Below are 15,692 nucleotides of genomic sequence, written 5' to 3'. Positions count from 1 at the left end.
AACGTGGGAGGTATGGCGCCTAATCCCGTCCCGCCAGCACCGCAAGCCCGTCGACCGCGACGCAGCGGTCGGGCAGGCAGATCAGCGGGTTCACGTCGAATTCGGCAAGGTCATCGGGGAAATCCATGGCGATCTGCGACAGGGCGGCAACCGCCCCGGCCACGGCCCGCAGATCGACCGCGGGCGCCCCGCGATAGCCATCGAAGAGCCGCGCGCCGCGAAGGGATCTCAGCATCCCCTCCGCCTCGTCGACCGAGACGGGGGCCAGCGCCGATACCGTGTCGGCCAGCACCTCGGTCAGGACACCGCCCAGACCGCAGGTCAGAACCGGTCCGAACCCTTCAGCGTTGCGGAATCCGGCAATGATCTCAAGCCCCGCCGGGACCATCTCCTGCACAAGCACCCCGTCGATCGTCGCATCGGGATGGGCGCGCCGGCAGGCGGCCATGATCCGGTCGTAGGCCGCGCCCGCCGCATCCGGCCCCTGCACGTTCAGCACCACGCCGCCCGCGTCGCTCTTGTGCAGGATGTCCGCGCTGTCCACCTTCAGGGCCAGCGTCAATCCGAACGCCGTCGCGGCCTCTGCCGCCTCTGCCGCGCTTTGCACAAGGCGTTCCTGCGGGACGGGAATGCCGTATTCGGCCAGAATGGATTTCGACGCCTGCTCCCCCAGCGCCCGGCCCGTCGCCGCGGCCAGAAGCTTCGCCGCCGCGTCCCGGTTCGTGGGCTGCCCGGCCCCGACCGCCGCGGTCGCCGCGCGCCGTTTGGCACGGTCGGTCCAGGCCCGGATGATCTCGAAAGCGCGGCGCATCGAACCTATGACCGCAACGTTCGGATCGCGTTCTGCCTGCACGCGGCCCGGGCCTTCCAGCAGCTGGGTCAGCCAGACATAGGTGATCGGCTTGCCGTGCTTGGCCGCCAGTTCGCTCAGGCGCGGCTGGCGTTTGGTTGCCGTCTCGTAGGCGTAGGCATAGCCGTAGATCAGCGTCGCGTAGTGCGGATCGCCCAGCAGCGCGTCGGCGCAGTTCAGCAGCGTGTCCATGTCGTTGATCACGCCCGCCGTCACGTCGCAGGGGTTGCGCGCCGGCACGAAGGGGGGGATCAGATCCTCCAGCCGCGCCACGACGTCGGGGGCAGGCTGGGGCATGGGCACGCCCACGATCTCGGCAAAATCCGCCGACATGATCGCGGCCCCGCCCGAGCCTGAAAGCATCGCCGCCCCGTCGCCCTTCGCGGCAGGCGCCTTGGCGAAGAACCACGCGGTTTCGATCAGCGCGTCGAAATCCTGCACCGACACCGCGCCGCCCTTGTCGAAGACGGCCTCCCACAACACCGCCGATCCGGCAAGCGACGCGGTATGCGACATCGCCGCCGCAGCGCCTTCTTCGCCCACCGCCATCTTGTAGACGATCAGCGGCTTGTCCGCCGCCCACGCCGCTTCCGCCGCGGCAAGGAACTTCCGCGGGTCGGCCACGCCTTCGAAGGCGCAGGCGATGGCCGAACAGGTGGGTTCGGCGGCCAGCGCCGAAACCCAGTCGGCCACGTCCACGTCGGACGAGTTCCCGCAGCTGACCACGTGCGAGAACCCAACGCCCCGTTCCATCGCCTGTACCAGCGCGAAGCCCAGGGCGCCCGACTGGCACACAAGCCCGATGGCCGGACCGCCCTCCAGCCGCCCTTCCGGCGTGCCGGCGAAGGTGATCCGCGCGCCGCTGGTGTAGTTCAGAAGGCCCACGCAATTCGGCCCCAGAAGCCGCACACCGGCCTCGGCCGCGCGGCTGGCCATGCGCGCCTGCGCGGCCTGCCCTTCCTCGGTCGCGACCTCGGAAAAGCCCGAGGCATAGACCATCACCGAAGACACGCCCGCCGCGATGCAATCTTCCAACAGCGGCTCGATACTCGCCGCCGGCGTGGTCAGCACAACAAGGTCCGGCACCGTGGGCAGCGCCGCAAGCGAGGGGTAGCAGCGGTGGCCGCCGATCTCGTCGTATTTCTCGTTCACCGGGTAGACGGTGCCATCGAACCCGCCAAGATTTTCAATCGTGCGCCCGCCGAAGGATCCGGGCCGCGGCGACGCGCCGATCACCGCCACGCTTTTCGGATCGTAAAGCGGCAGCAGGTCATCGCGGGTATAGGGGGCTCGGGTCATGTCGTGGATCCTGTGTTGGCCGCGATCCGGCGCAGTTCGGGTTTCTGTACCTTGCCGACGGCGTTCATCGGCAGGGCATCCACCAGCTCCAGCCGCTCGGGGAATTTCTGCCGGGCGAACCCCGCCTGTTCCAGGTGCGCCACCATCTGCGCGAAGTCGAACGCCGCGCCCGGTGCCGGGACAACGAAGGCCACGACCATCTCGCCGCGTTCGGGATCGGGCGCGCCGACGATGGACACGGCCGCCACGCCCGGGTGTTGCTGCAAGGCGTTCTCGATCTCCAGCGGGCTGATGTTTTCGCCCTTGCGGATGATGATGTCCTTGGTCCGCCCGGTGATCGCGACGAAGCTGTCGTCGACCATGCGGCCCAGATCGCCCATCATGAAGAACCCGTCCTCGGTGAAGCTGCCCGCATCGTCCTCCGGGTCCAGATAGCCCACGAACATCTGCGGCCCCTGCACGGCGATCTCTCCCGCGCCGGTCGGGTCCGGGTCCAGCAGACGCACCGAAACGGCCCTTTCGCCATCTGTATCGGCATGGGCCCGGGCGCCTGCCCGGTCACGGATGCCGGGGAAGGCCAGCGGCACCTCGGTCGATCCATAGGCGCGCGAAACGATGGCGTTGGGGAACGCCTCCAACGCATCGCGGACAAGCTCCGGCGGCACGCTGGCACCCCCGCAGATGAAGCGGCGCAGGCCCGGCAGGTTGGTGCCCGCCGCCTTCGCCGCGTCCAGCAGACCGCGCAGGAACGGCGTGGCGCCGGCCATGAAGGTCACGCCTTCAGCATCCATCTGCCTCACGGCGCGGGCCGGGTCCCAGCCGTCTTCAAGGATCGTCCGGCAGCCGGTGATCCACGGGAATTCGAACGCATAGATCGACCCGCCGATATGGGCGATGGGCGACGGGACATAAAGCACGTCATCTTCCCCCATCCCCCAGAACTCGCCCGTCCGCCGCACCACGGCATCCAGCGAGGCATGGGTGTGGATCACCCCCTTGGGCCGCCCGGTGCTGCCCGAGGTGAAGATGATCATCTTGGCATCGGTCGAGGGCGGCAGTTGCGGCGTGGCAGGCGCACTTTCCAGCAGGCCCGCGAATTCGCAGCCCTCCCCCCGCACGGTGACGATGGTGCCGGGCACGTGGGCAAGCCCTTCGACCGTCGCGCGGTAATCCACCTTGGGAGAGGCCGGCGGCACGAAGATCGCATCGACCCCGCAGGCGGGCAGGATCGTTCCCAGTTCCGCCGCGCGGTAGATCGGCAGCAGCGGCACGATCCGCCAGCCGAACAGCGCACAGGCCATGTTGATGACCGTCGCTTCCCACCAGTTCGGCAACTGGAACGCCACGACGGCACCCGGCGTCAACCCCCGCGCCTGCAAGGCGCCGCCCAGCCGGCGGGCCATGGCGACCATGTCCCAGCGGGTGATGTCGCGGCCGTCCTGGCTGATGACGACGCGGTCGGGATCTTCCGCCGTCAGCGCCAGCGCAATGGCCCCCAGCCCGGGCCCAGGCTCGGCCCGGAACCGTCCGGCGGCCTGAAGCTGGGCCAGCCGGCCAGAAAACCGGCCAGCGAACCGGTCGCGGGTCATCGCTTCTTCTCCGCCCGCTCGACAAAGGCCTTCACGCGCTCGGCATGTTCATCCGTGCGGACGGAGAGCGATTCATATGCCAGGCCCGGATCCATCAGCGCATGCGCGATGCGCTTCAGTTCTATATTGATGGTGACCTTGGTCCACCGGATCGCCTGTTGCGCGCCTTTCAGCAGGCGGTCGCACAGGGCATCGACGGCGGCGTCCAGCTCGGCCTCGGGCACGACGTGGTTGACCAGCCCGATCTCGGCGGCCCTGGCGGCGGTCAGGATCTCGCCCGTCAGCAGGAATTCCTTGGCACGGTGAAAGCCCACCAGTTGCGGCCAGATCACCGCCCCGCCATCGCCCGCGACCAGCCCGATGGCGACATGCGGATCGCCGATCCGGGCAGTGTCCGATGCGATCGTCACGTCGCAGAACAGCGCGATCGTCGCCCCCAGCCCCACGGCAGGCCCGTTGATCCGCGCGATCACCGGCTTTTCGATGTCGAGAAGCGTGAAGATCAGCCGCTTGGCACCCTGCACTTCCTCCTCGAAATCGTCGGGGTGGTCCACGAAATGCTGCATCCGGGCGATATCGCCGCCCGCGGAAAAGGCCCGCCCCGCCCCGGTGACGACGATCACGTCCGACCCATCGTCCTGCCCGGCGAAGGCCAGCGCCTGTTCGATCTCGACATGCATCTTGCCGCCGAAGGCGTTCAGCGTTTCGGGCTGGTCCATCGTGATGGTCAGCCGCCGCCCCTTCCGCTCCAGCAGCAGGGTTTCAAAATCCGGCAGCCGTGTCATGCCGCGCCCCAGCGTTCGGTGGCATAGGCAAGGTACGATGCCGACGACCCGCCAAGATCCGCCCGCAAAAGCTTGGCCCGGTAGGACCAGCGGTGCAGCGGATGTTCCAGCGTCAGGCCCATCGCGCCCATGAACTGGTGCAGGTCATAGGTGATCCGCGTGGCGACCCCCTGCACATAGCCCAGAGCGGCGGCGGCATCCTGCGCCGACCGGCTTTGCGCCGCCTTCAGCATCTGCAACCTGGCGCCTTCGATCTCGACCGCCGCCGTCGCCAGCCGGTGCTGCACCCCCTGGAACGCACCCAGGGGCTGGCCGAATTGCCGCCGTTCGCGCACGTGGTCTATCACCGCATCCATCCCCGCCTTCAGCACGCCCGCCAGTTCCGCGGCCACCGCCACCTGCCACAGCGTGCGCAGGTCACCTGTGTCCACGTCCAGCGCGGTCCAGTCCAGCGCATCCCGGTCAACGGTGCCCATCGGGTATGCATAAAGGCTTTCGACAGGCTGCACCGCCCCCTCGGGCAGATCGGCATAGCGCACGCCCGTGGCGGTGATCGACACCAGCCCCTTCGCCTGCGGCAGATACCGGATCGCCCCCGGCGCGTCGTCGACGACCACGGCCAAGGGCCGCGACACATCGCGCCCCAGGAACGGCCGGATCAGGGCCGATGCCGCGCATTCGATGCACACCGGCACCTGTGCGGCCTCGTACACCATCAGGGCTGCGGTGACGCTGCCCAGCTCTTCCTCCCGCGCCGCGTCGAAGAAGCCGTTCTCGTCCAGCTGCGCGTCCAGCGCCGTGCCGTAATCGTACCGCCCCCAGCCTTCGACGGGCTGGAACCCGGTGTCGGGCGCGGCCAGCATCTGTTCCAGGAAGGTCGCGTAGGTGGACTGGTCTTCGTTCAGGTCGAACCGCATGTCAGGCCCCCTTCGGCAGGTTCAGATGGCGCCGGGCCACAAGGTTCAGCTGGATCTCGGCCGCGCCCGCGGCGATGCCGGTGACGATGGCCCGTTCGTGATGCGACAGCATCGACATGTGATCCGAGCCCGAGAACCCGTCCGGCAGGAAATCCATCCCGAAATCCGTCACGGCCTGTTCGGCGGCCACAACGGCGACCCGCGCAAGGTTCGATTCATTGCCCGGCGCCGCCCCCCGCGCGCGTCCGTCGACCACGCGATAGACCTGCAGGCGCGCCGCCTCGCACGCCGCGGCCGCCGCCGCCGCCCGGCTGCGCACCACGCTGTCGGAAAACTGCCCGCGGCGCTGCAGTTCCGCCACCATGGAATCCAGCTCGGCACTGCCCATCTCGTAGCGCGGAATGCCCACGCGTTCATTGGCCAGCGCGTAGGAAATGATCGTCCACCCCTCCCCTTCCTCGCCCAGGCGGGTCGAGACGGGGATGCGGACGTCGGTAAAGAACACCTCGTGAATGTCGCCATGACCGATCAGGCTGGGGATCGCGCGCACCTCGATGCCGGGCGTGTCCATCGGCACAAGGAAGATCGCGATGCCCGACCGCCCGCCCTCGGCCCCGCCCGTCTGCGCCAGCAGGAAACAGGTCGACGCCAGCCCGGCATAGGACGTCCAGATCTTCTGCCCGTTGATGACATAGTCGTCGCCCTCCCGCACCGCACGGGTGCGCAGCGAGGCCAGGTCCGATCCGGCGCCCGGTTCGGAAAACCCCTGGCACCAGATCGCTTTGCCTTCAGCCATCGGCGGAATGTACTGCGCCTGCTGCTCGGCCGATCCGTACTTCATCAGCACCGGGCCGATCCAGTTCACGTTCATGTACTGCCCTCCCCGGGGCTCGCCCGCGCGCCACATCTCCTCGCCCAGGATGAAATGCTCCCACGGGGGTCGCGCCGCGCCGCCCCATTCTTCCGGCCAGTGCGGGATCAGCAGACCTTCGGCGGCCAGCTTGGGGCAGAATTCAAGGCTGAACTCCGTCTGCTCGGGAGAGCCGGGGCCATGGCGGGCGATTTCGTCCCAGTTCGCGGGAAGCTCGCGGGCCAGGAAATCCTTGATGCGGGCGCGATAGGCCGCGTCGTCTTCGGTCCAGGTAAAGTCCATTCACTCACTCGTCCCATATGTCGGGACAATCTCCTCCAAAATTCCCCGCGAACATGACCATCTGCCATGGGCCTGTCAACTCCGCCGTGCTTGACCCGATGGATTGCACAAGTATATCCTCGGAAACGAACACCATCGACGGGCGAGGGGAGCGCAGGATCATGGTAGAGCACCGTACCAATATATGGAACACACTGCGCAGGCCGGCATGAGACTGGACCCAGGCGCCGCGGATCTGGACTTCCGCCAGAAGGCCCGCACATGGCTGGCCGGCAACGTCCCCCACGCCCCCGCCCCGCCGGATGGCCAGGCCTCCCGTGCCTACGCGCTGGACTGGCTGGCAAAGCTGCATGCCGGCGGCTGGTCGGGGCTCGCGTGGCCCGAGGCCTATGGCGGCAAGGGCCTGACCCCCGGTCGCCTGCTGACGTGGTACGAGGAATACGTCCGCGCCCGCGCGCCTTCGACGCTGGATTGTACCTTCGTCGCGCTGAACCACGCCGGCCCCACGCTGATCGCCTGCGGCACCGAAGACCAGAAGGCCTTCCACCTGCCGCGCATCCTCGAAGGCCGGTCGATCTGGTGCCAGGGCTTCTCCGAACCCGGCGCCGGGTCGGATCTGGCGTCGCTGAAGACAACGGGCCGGGTCGATGGCTGCGACCTCGTGATCAACGGTCAGAAGATCTGGTCCAGCTTCGCCGATATAGCGGATTATCAGGAGCTGCTGATCCGCACCGAACCGGGATCGAAACGCCACAAGGGTCTCAGCTGGGTGATCTGCGACATGTCCCTGCCGGGCATCACCGTCCGGCCGATCCGGAACATGGCCGGCGTCAGCCACTTCGCCGAAGTCTTCTATGACGACGTGCGCATCCCGCTTACGCAGGTCGTGGGCGGCCTCCACGATGGCTGGACCACCGCGATGACGACGCTGGGCTTCGAACGGCGCACCGCGGCGATGGCGCTGCAACTGGAACTGTCGGTAAGGATCGAAGACCTGATCGCCCGCGCCGCCCCTGCCCCGGGATCGGCCATGGCCGACCGGCTGGCGGATCTGCGGGCCGAAGCCGCGGCGATCCGCGCCATGTCCTACCGCACCGCGCTCCGCGAGCCTGCCACGCCCTTCGACGGCTCGGTCGTGCGGCTGGCCTTCGCGGAACTGGCGCAGCGTATCCACCGCGCTGCGATGGATGTCCTTGGCCCGGACGCGTTGACCGACGGCCAATGGGTGCACGAGTATCTGGAAAGCTATTCCGAAACCATCGCCGGCGGCACCGCCGAGATCCAGCGCAACATCATCGCCGAGCGGATGCTGGGCCTGCCAAGGGAGCCGCGCGCATGAGCTTCGACCTGACGCCAACGGACGACCTGCGCCAGATCCTGGACGCCGCGCAAACCATGCTGGACACGCACTACCCCGTCGCGCGCCTGCGCACGGACGGCCAGACCGATCCGATGGAACCCCTGGCCGAATTCGGTACCTTCCTTCTTGCCCTCCCCGAAGATGCGGGCGGCGCGGGTTTTTCCGTGGTCGAGGAAGCGCTCCTCCATGTCTCCTTCGGGCGGCACCTCGTCTCGCCCTCGGCGCTTGCCATGGCCATCGCCGCGCGGATCGCGCTGGACGCCGGGCGCGATGACCTCGCCGCCGGGATCGGCGGGGGACAGATCACCGTCTGCACCGCCATCGCCGCCCCGGACGGCCCGCTGCTATGTGAACCGGCCGGCACCACCTATGCGCTGGTCGTGGCGGATGACGGCCTGACCCTGCGCCCGCTGGACGGCGCAACACAGGCGCCCGTCACCTCCATGGGCCACGGGCGATCCATGACACGGCTGACCGCCCTGCCCGATCCGTCGACCGATCTTAGGGCCAAGGTGGAAACCGCGCGCCTCCACACCCTGCTCTGCGCCGCCCAGCTTCTGGGCATCGCCACCGGCGCCCGCGATCTGGCGGTCGATTACGCCATGACGCGCGAACAGTTCGGGCGGCCCATCGGCAGTTTCCAGGCGATCAAGCACCATTGCGCCGACATGGCCATCGGGGTGGAGATGCTGTCGGCCCAGCTCGACATGGCCGCCATCGCCGCCCGCGACGGCGCGGATGACGCCGCCTTCCAGATCGCAGCCCTCGCCTGCCTTGCCCCGCGCATCGCGCTGGAAAACGCCCGGACCGGCATCCAGATCCACGGCGGTATCGGCTTTTCCGCCGAAGCGGACGCGCAGCTGTACCTGAAACAGGCGCATGTCCTGCGCCATTGCCTGTTGGCCGGCGATCTGCTCTCCCTCCCCGCGCCCATGGCGCCTTTCGAAAGGCAACCGGCATGACCGACCAGCGCGTGGCCCTGATCACCGGCGCCTCCAGCGGCATCGGCCTCGTCACCGCCCGGACCTTCCTACAGAACGGCGTGGCCGTCGTGGGCATCGGGCGTGACCCGGCAAAGCTCGACAAGGCCGCGGAGGAACTGGCCGGGCTCCCCGCCCCCTTCGCCCCGCTGGCGGTAGACATCACGGCCGACGACGCGCCCGCGAAAGCCGTGGCCCACGCGATGGACAGGTTCGGTAGGCTCGATCACCTCGTCAACAACGCGGGCATCGGCAGCCCCTCCCCCGTCCACGAAACCGACGACGCGACGCTGGACATGTTCCTCGACATCATGCTCCGCGCCCCGTTCCGGCTGGCGCGCGAGGCGCTGACGGCCTTTGGCGACGAGGCGACGATCGTCAACATCTCGTCGACTTATGCCATCCTCGGCGGCCTGCGCGGCGGCGCCTATTCCGCGGCAAAGGCGGGGCTGAACGGCCTGACCCTGCACATGGCGGCGCAATACGGCGCGGCGGGCATCCGGTCCAACGCCGTGGCGCCGGGCGTAATCCCCACGCCCATGACCGAACACCGGCTGGAGGTCGAAGCCTTCCGCCGCATGAACCACGACATGACCCCCGCCGCCCGCTGGGGCCGGCCCGAGGACGTGGCCCAGGCAATCTGGTTCCTGTCCTCGCCCGCGTCGGGCTGGATCAACGGCCAGATCCTCGCGGTAGACGGCGGCTGGACCGCGACCAAGTACCTGTCGGAAGAGGCCCTGACCGCCCCGCGCGAGCCTGTGACACCGGACTGGACCCATTCCGGCCGACCGCCCCGCAAAGGGCCGACGCCGTGACCCTGACAGGCGGGCAAGGTCCGGTCTGGTGGCGGCGCTTATCATTACCGTCAGTCTGCCAACCGCCGCTTGTGTCGGCATCATTTTATGTCCGATAATGTACCGCTCAACGGGTTCGGGGCTTGGGAGCGCTTCAATACTCTTGGCAAACCTACCTCCAGAACAACTGCGGAACCCGAAGCCTCACCTTGAACCATGGTGCGTATGGCCCGCGGTGCGCGGAGGTCGAGCGATGCGGTCACCTGGCCGCCCCCCCTAAAAAGGTTCTTGGACGTGGGGTGCCAGAACATCGGTGTGCGCCGTCATTGATGGTCACGATGAACGAACCTGTTGCAATGCCCTTGGCCGCCATTCGCTCGGGAGAGGTTTTTCGGCTGCACGTGGGCTACCGTCGCCTTGTTTTGCTTCCCGTTCAGGACGATGCGCGCGAATTGGCCGAAATTCGTTTCAGAGTACGGTCACTTCTGTTCTTGGCGCGAGCCGGTCAGGCCTCCTGTCTTGTTGGCGCGAACGACCCGGTCACGATCAGTTCTTGCCGTGGGCTCGTTCGCGAGACGTTCCGGGGCAGTTCACAGTTGTGAACTCAGCTATCTGTTCACAACTGTGAACCTCATGCCGCCCGGGCCTCCAAGGCGGCGATCATCTTCCGGCAGCTGAACTGCTGCGCTGCCGCCTTCCGGCTGAGGGACCGCAAATAGCCGCCGGGTGACTGGATCCGGTCGAACCGTTCCAGCATCGCGGCGACGACCGCGGCCGCCTGCCCTGCCCCCATGTCGCGGACCGCTTCGTTCCATACGCCGACCGTGATACCCATCATCGGCGCGACGGTTCCGGCTGCGCGAACAAGGTCCGGCCAGGATCTGATCGGCCCGTCATGGAAGGTCTGTACTTCCTTGCACTGGCTTAGCACCGCCCGCAGATCGGGACTGCCGTCGGACGTCGGGCACTCTGGCCCGGGCACGTTAACATCTTCTTTGCACTGCGTACGGTCGCGTCCTGGAACCACGCGCAAGGACGTGGATCCACAGGGTTCAGATTCCTTAAAGTCCTTATTTGAACTCTGTATGTGCTGCTCATTTTCAGCGGGTCCGGTGCTCAATTCTTCTGTTTCGGCGCCTGGGTTTTCCACAAGATCCAGCGCCTGTTTCACCTCGGTCAGGGCTTCGGACAGGCGGTCGCGCAGGGCTGCTGTTTCGTCGGCCGAGAGCTTCCGGCGCTGGGCGCGGGCCGTGAGGGCGGCCATGTCGGAATAGGCGTCCCACGGGGCCGCAGAGGGCGCGAGGGACCGGCCTTCGACGGCGAGCGCTTCAAGGTCGCGGCGCATCAGGCTGGCCTCTTCCCGCAGGCGCTTCAGGCGGGCGGCGTCGGCGCGGGCCTGTTCGGCGGCGTCCCGGAACTCCACCGCACGGCGGGCGAGCGGCGAGAGATCGAAACCGTAGGCGATCTTTTCGTCGCCGTAGCGGCGGGCATAGCGTTTGCCGTTGGGGCTGTCGCGGCGAACCACGATGCCGGCATCGACCAGCCGGGCCACGTGGCGCCGCATGGTGGAATTGGGCATGCCGTTCAGGCGATCGCAGATCGACCGGTTCGACGGGTGGACGACAAGCGACGCGCCGCCCAGATCCGCACCGGGATGGAACGAGATCAGGGCCTGCAGCACGCCAAGATCACGGTCGGACAGGCCATAGGCCTGGCGTGCGGTCGCGAGGTCGCGCAGGACCTGCCATTTGTCGACGGCCGGCACGTCACCCGCGGGAACGGGTTTCGTCCGGACAGCCGCCATCGGTCGCCGAAACGGCGTTACGGGGGTGTATCCTGTCATAACTGTCACGAAGACAAAATTTAGCTGTCCCGCGAATCACTTTGGACTTGCGGAGCGGGTTTCATTTCCCTAGCTTGAGAGTGCGAAAAACAAGTCAGGGTCTCGTGAAGCACCGTCTTTGCGGGACCTTTTCTTTTGTCTGCTCGTGCCTCCTTTTCTTGCCTGTTTACGTTTACGTTGCCTCAGTCTTCGCCGCGCGTCTTCCAGCGCGCGTGAAGATCCGCGATCAGATCCTGCGCTTCGGCCTCGATCCAATCGGCGAATTCGCCATTTTCAATGTTTATCGTCAGCGCCTTGGCCGTCCTCTTGACGGTTCCGGCACGCTTGCCCTCGACGGCCAGAACCGTGGGTGCGGGCCGGGCGGGGGCCGGCCTGGCCTGCGGTTTCGGGGCAGGGGTGGCGGCGTCCATCACCGCCTCGAACGCCTGCAGGGAGGGATCATAGCCTTCCTCCGGCGCTTCGATCAGGACCGCCACATCGGCCTTGGAATGCACGTCGTGGGCGATTTCGATCAGTTTCTCACGGTCTGCGCCGCGTTCCTCGACGGCCTTTGCCAGCGCTTCCCACCGCGGACGACCGATGCCCGGCGCGGGGCCGATGGCGCGGGCCAGATCCGCCCCCACGGCGCCCGCGATGGCGATGGCCATGGAGACGGAGGATTTGGTGACGGTCAGCACCTCGGCCACCTGCGTCTGGTTGCCGAAGCCCGTTTCCACCAGTTCCTGCGCAAACAGCGCCTTTTCGATGAAGGTCAGATCGCGCCGGGCCATGTTTTCGGAAATCTGGGTGCGCACCGCGGCGCTGTCGTCCAGCGTGGCGACCAATGCGCGGACCTTCGTCACCTTGTCGGAGCCGCGGATCGCCTCCAGCCGCCGGCGCCCGTAGACGAGCAGGTAGCGGTCGGCATGGTCAGGATTGCGGCGGACAAGGATTGGCACGGCCTGGCCGTTCGCCTCGATCGCGTCGCGCAGGTCGAGCACGTCGGCGGGATCAAGACGGTCGGCAATCCGGGTGTCGTCGATCACGTCGGGGTCAAGCTCCCACACGTGGTGGCTGTCGACGGCGTCACGGGCGGACCGCAGGGCGCGGTTCGTGGACATCATCGACCCGGCCGTGGGCGGACCGCCCGAGGCGGCCAGCGTGTCGAGCATGGACATGCGGCGTTTCTTGCTGTCGCTCATGTGCGCCCCCAGGTTTTCTGGATCAAGGCCGCGATCTCGTCATTGACCGCGTTCAGGCTTTCGATGGCACGATCATAGGTCGTGCGGGTGAAGGCAGATCGTTCGACTTCGTACAATGTCTGCTTCGTCAGCCCGGCGTCGGAAATCGCGGTGGATTTCAGCATCGGCGCGTTCAGAACCTTGTCGCCGTACATCGTGCGCAGGAAGGCGACGATGCGGTTCTGCGGCGCGTCCGTGGGCTCGTACCGGGTGAGCAGGTAGCGCATCCAGTCATGGCTCATGTCGGCGCCGCTTTCGGCGATCACGTCCATCAGGTCGGCCGTCATCCGCAGGAACTGCGACATTGACATGAGGTCGAGCATTTCGGGGTGGATCGTTACCAGCACGCCGGTTGCGGCGGAGAGCGCCGACATCGTCAGGAAGCCCAGCTGCGGCGGGCAGTCGATGACCACCACGTCGTACTGATCGTCGACCTGGTTCAGCGCGTCCTTGACCCGGTAGAAGAACAGCCCGGCATTGCCCTGCGCCAGCACGCGGGGGGTTTCGTGTTCGAATTCCATCAGTTCGAGGTTGCCGGGAATCAGGTCGAGCCCGGGAATATAGGTCTTCTGGATCACGTCGGCGATGGGGCAGGGATCTTCGTACCGAATCGCATCGTAGAGCGTGCCGCCATCGGGCAGGTCGACTTCGGGCTGCACACCGTAGAGCGCGGTGAGCGAGGCCTGCGGGTCGAGGTCGATGGCCAGAACGCGGTAGCCATGCAGCGCCAGGTGCTGGGCGAGATGGGCGGAGGTGGTCGTCTTGCCGGAGCCGCCCTTGAAGTTCATCACACCGATGATCTGGAGCCTGTCGCCGTCGCGCCGGCCGGGCAGGTAATCGCCGGATTTGCGGGCCGTCTGTTCAAGAAGGTGCCGCAAGTCGTTGATATCCTGCACGGAATAGAGGCGACGGTTCCCCGGCGACAATTCGGGCGACGGGCCCTTGCCATCGAGGTGCAGCTTGCGCAGGTAGCTGTCGTTCACGCCCAGAAGGCGCGCGGCCTCGCCCGAGGAAAACCGGCGCATGGCCTTGGACGCGTCGGGGGGAAAGAGGGATTCCCGCTGCGCGTGCAACTGGTTCGCCAGCCATTCGGAATGTTGACGGATGACCGTATTCAGGTCTTCCTGCTCGGAGGAGTTCATCGCTTCTGCCCTTGCGCCGTGTTCACGGTTCTTCGCGTTTATCCGCTATTTTCCGTGACTATTGCCGCGACACTGATCTTGCGCAAGTATTTTCTATGTTTCGCAACGGTATAAGCTTCGGGGGCAGAGAGCGTGTCACACGGCACAGGGTCATTTTTTGCGGCGTGTCCGGTCCGCAGGGCAGGGGGCATGGTGGCACAGGCCAGCGCCTGACATCGGTTGAGCGCATCCTGTCGCGTCCGGTTGACCGGTCGCGGCTACCTGGTTGCCGTGATGGGCTGATCGCGGAGATACAAATTTTATCGGACAGGTCCGGGGTCTGCAAGGCCCGGCGGTTCGGGGGCCATCAACGCCCGAAACCGCCGGCACCCCGTCAGGGTGTTGGGGCGCCAGCCGCAACGACACGGGTGTGCCGCCAAAGGGCCAGCATGCTCAGCGCGGAATAGGCGGCGGTTCCGGTGGCCATGCCGATCCATATGCCCACCGCCCCCATGTCGAAGACCAGCGTCGCGATCGCGACCAACGGCGCCGCGATCAGCCAGTTTCCGATCAGCGAGTAGACCATCACCGGGCGCGTGACCTTGATGCCGCGCAGGAGACCCGCGGCGCAGGCGCCCGCGGGGCCGGAGAGTTCGGCCATCGCAAGGGCGCAGATCACCAGCGTGGCGACCTGAACGGCAGCGGGGGCCGAGGCTTGCAGCATGGCCTGCGCCAGGGGTGCCGCTACGGCGAGAAGCGTCAGGCAAAGGCACATTCCGGCAGCCCAGCCGAGGACCATCGCGCTGCCGATCACCTCGCGACTGTAACCGGGCGCCAGGCCCACGCGCGCAAGCCGGGTCATGGAGGCCTGTTGCAGCCCGAAATAGAAGGCGTAGCCGATCCCTGCCAGGCGGATCGCAAGGGAATGCGCCGCGGCATCCGTCACCGAAAGCGAGGCGGCATAAAGCGTGGCGCCAAGATAGATCCCGACTTCGGCCAGCGTCGCGATGCCGATGGGCACGCCGATGCGGAAGATCTCTGCCACATCGGCCGGGCTTGCGCGGCCCAGCCCGCTGTCGCCCGCGCGTCTTGCCTCGACCCCGAGCGCGGCAAGCGTCAGGGTCCCGACGAGAAGGGAGGACACGCCCGCCCCCGTCACGCCAAGCCCGGGCAGCCCCATGGCGCCATGCATCAGGGCGTGGTTGAACAGCGCGTTCAGCGGTACGGCGCACAGGGTAATCCGCAGCATCACGCCCGGACGCTCGATGGCCGTCAGCCGGGTGCGCAGGACGCCGACCGCCAGCATCGGGATCGCCGTCAGGGCCATCGCCCGTGTGTAGCCGGCCCCGGCGTCCACGAGGCGCGGATCGATGCCCAAGAGGTGCAGGACCGAAGGGGCATGCCACAGCAGGGCGCAGATCGGCAGGGCCAGCAGGGTACAGGTGACCGCCCCCGCCGTGCGAAGCCGGGCCAGGCGCGCGGTATCGCCGGCTGCGTGGGCCGCCGAATAGAGCGGCGCAAGCCCGCCGATGCAACCGATGGCAAGGTAGAAGAAGATCGAATAGAAATCGCTCCCCACCGCCACGGCCGCCAGGGCTTCGACCCCGAAGGCGGCCGACATCAGGGTATCGGTCACGCTCATCGCCATGTTCACCAGCGCCAGGCAGGTCAGCGGCGCGGCAAGGCGCACGAGCGCCCGGGTTTCGGCGCGGCTGGCGTGGTGCCCCACGCGTTTGAAACGGCCCCGTCGGGGCCGTGGGATGTCGATCGATGTCATGGGT

At 67.2% G+C, this 15,692-nt stretch carries 12 protein-coding genes; 3 read left to right on the top strand and 9 right to left on the bottom strand.

Annotated features, from left to right (window positions below; all coding sequences use genetic code 11):
• Positions 1-19 precede the first annotated feature (19 nt).
• From D4754_RS07970 to D4754_RS07950, 5 genes are read right to left on the bottom strand one after another with little or no spacing between them, the layout of a single operon-like run.
• A complete protein-coding gene (locus tag D4754_RS07970; RefSeq protein ID WP_121062493.1) occupies positions 20-2,149 on the bottom strand; it encodes an acetate--CoA ligase family protein in 2,130 nt (709 codons plus the stop codon).
• Positions 2,146-3,738 (bottom strand): AMP-binding protein, encoded by a 1,593-nt coding sequence (locus D4754_RS07965; RefSeq protein ID WP_121062492.1) that lies wholly within the window; start codon positions 3,736-3,738, stop codon positions 2,146-2,148. Before D4754_RS07965 ends, D4754_RS07970 begins: the two co-directional genes overlap by 4 nt.
• Positions 3,735-4,523 (bottom strand): enoyl-CoA hydratase/isomerase family protein, encoded by a 789-nt coding sequence (locus D4754_RS07960; RefSeq protein ID WP_121062491.1) that lies wholly within the window; start codon positions 4,521-4,523, stop codon positions 3,735-3,737. Before D4754_RS07960 ends, D4754_RS07965 begins: the two co-directional genes overlap by 4 nt.
• Positions 4,520-5,440 carry an acyl-CoA dehydrogenase family protein gene (locus D4754_RS07955; protein WP_121062490.1) on the bottom strand — a complete coding sequence of 307 codons (921 nt, stop codon included), beginning with the start codon at positions 5,438-5,440 and terminating at the stop codon, positions 4,520-4,522. The genes D4754_RS07960 and D4754_RS07955 overlap by 4 nt, the downstream gene beginning before the upstream one ends.
• Before the next feature lies 1 nt (position 5,441).
• The gene (locus D4754_RS07950; protein ID WP_121062489.1) at positions 5,442-6,593 is read right to left on the bottom strand and encodes an acyl-CoA dehydrogenase family protein; all 1,152 of its coding nucleotides are present in this window, start codon (positions 6,591-6,593) and stop codon (positions 5,442-5,444) included.
• A gap of 208 nt (positions 6,594-6,801) precedes the next feature.
• Between D4754_RS07950 and D4754_RS07945 the strand changes: the two genes are divergently transcribed.
• From D4754_RS07945 to D4754_RS07935, 3 genes are read left to right on the top strand one after another with little or no spacing between them, the layout of a single operon-like run.
• Entirely contained in the window at positions 6,802-7,932 is a 1,131-nt protein-coding gene (locus D4754_RS07945; RefSeq protein ID WP_121062701.1) for an acyl-CoA dehydrogenase family protein, read from the top strand.
• Positions 7,929-8,915 carry an acyl-CoA dehydrogenase family protein gene (locus tag D4754_RS07940; RefSeq protein ID WP_163025836.1) on the top strand — a complete coding sequence of 329 codons (987 nt, stop codon included), beginning with the start codon at positions 7,929-7,931 and terminating at the stop codon, positions 8,913-8,915. The genes D4754_RS07945 and D4754_RS07940 overlap by 4 nt, the downstream gene beginning before the upstream one ends.
• Positions 8,912-9,748, top strand: a complete 837-nt coding sequence (locus tag D4754_RS07935) for an SDR family NAD(P)-dependent oxidoreductase (protein WP_121062487.1) — start codon at positions 8,912-8,914, stop codon at positions 9,746-9,748. The genes D4754_RS07940 and D4754_RS07935 overlap by 4 nt, the downstream gene beginning before the upstream one ends.
• Positions 9,749-10,358: 610 nt before the next feature.
• Here D4754_RS07935 and repC read toward each other — a convergent pair.
• The 4 genes from repC to D4754_RS07915 all read right to left on the bottom strand — a co-directional run bounded on the left by repC (position 10,359) and on the right by D4754_RS07915 (position 15,688).
• Positions 10,359-11,570 carry a plasmid replication protein RepC gene (gene repC, locus D4754_RS07930; protein ID WP_121062486.1) on the bottom strand — a complete coding sequence of 404 codons (1,212 nt, stop codon included), beginning with the start codon at positions 11,568-11,570 and terminating at the stop codon, positions 10,359-10,361.
• A 182-nt stretch (positions 11,571-11,752) separates the two neighbouring features.
• The gene (gene repB / locus D4754_RS07925; protein ID WP_121062485.1) at positions 11,753-12,751 is read right to left on the bottom strand and encodes a plasmid partitioning protein RepB; all 999 of its coding nucleotides are present in this window, start codon (positions 12,749-12,751) and stop codon (positions 11,753-11,755) included.
• A complete protein-coding gene (gene repA, locus D4754_RS07920; RefSeq protein ID WP_121062484.1) occupies positions 12,748-13,932 on the bottom strand; it encodes a plasmid partitioning protein RepA in 1,185 nt (394 codons plus the stop codon). The genes repB and repA overlap by 4 nt, the downstream gene beginning before the upstream one ends.
• A gap of 373 nt (positions 13,933-14,305) precedes the next feature.
• On the bottom strand, positions 14,306-15,688 hold the full coding sequence (locus D4754_RS07915) for an MATE family efflux transporter (RefSeq protein WP_121062483.1): 1,383 nt from the start codon (positions 15,686-15,688) through the stop codon (positions 14,306-14,308).
• Positions 15,689-15,692 lie beyond the last annotated feature (4 nt).

This window comes from Chachezhania antarctica (assembly GCF_003646465.1).
Classification (GTDB): domain Bacteria; phylum Pseudomonadota; class Alphaproteobacteria; order Rhodobacterales; family Rhodobacteraceae; genus Chachezhania; species Chachezhania antarctica.
The sequence above is the reverse complement of the archived record's forward strand: the minus strand, read 5'-3'. Positions and strand labels throughout refer to the sequence as shown.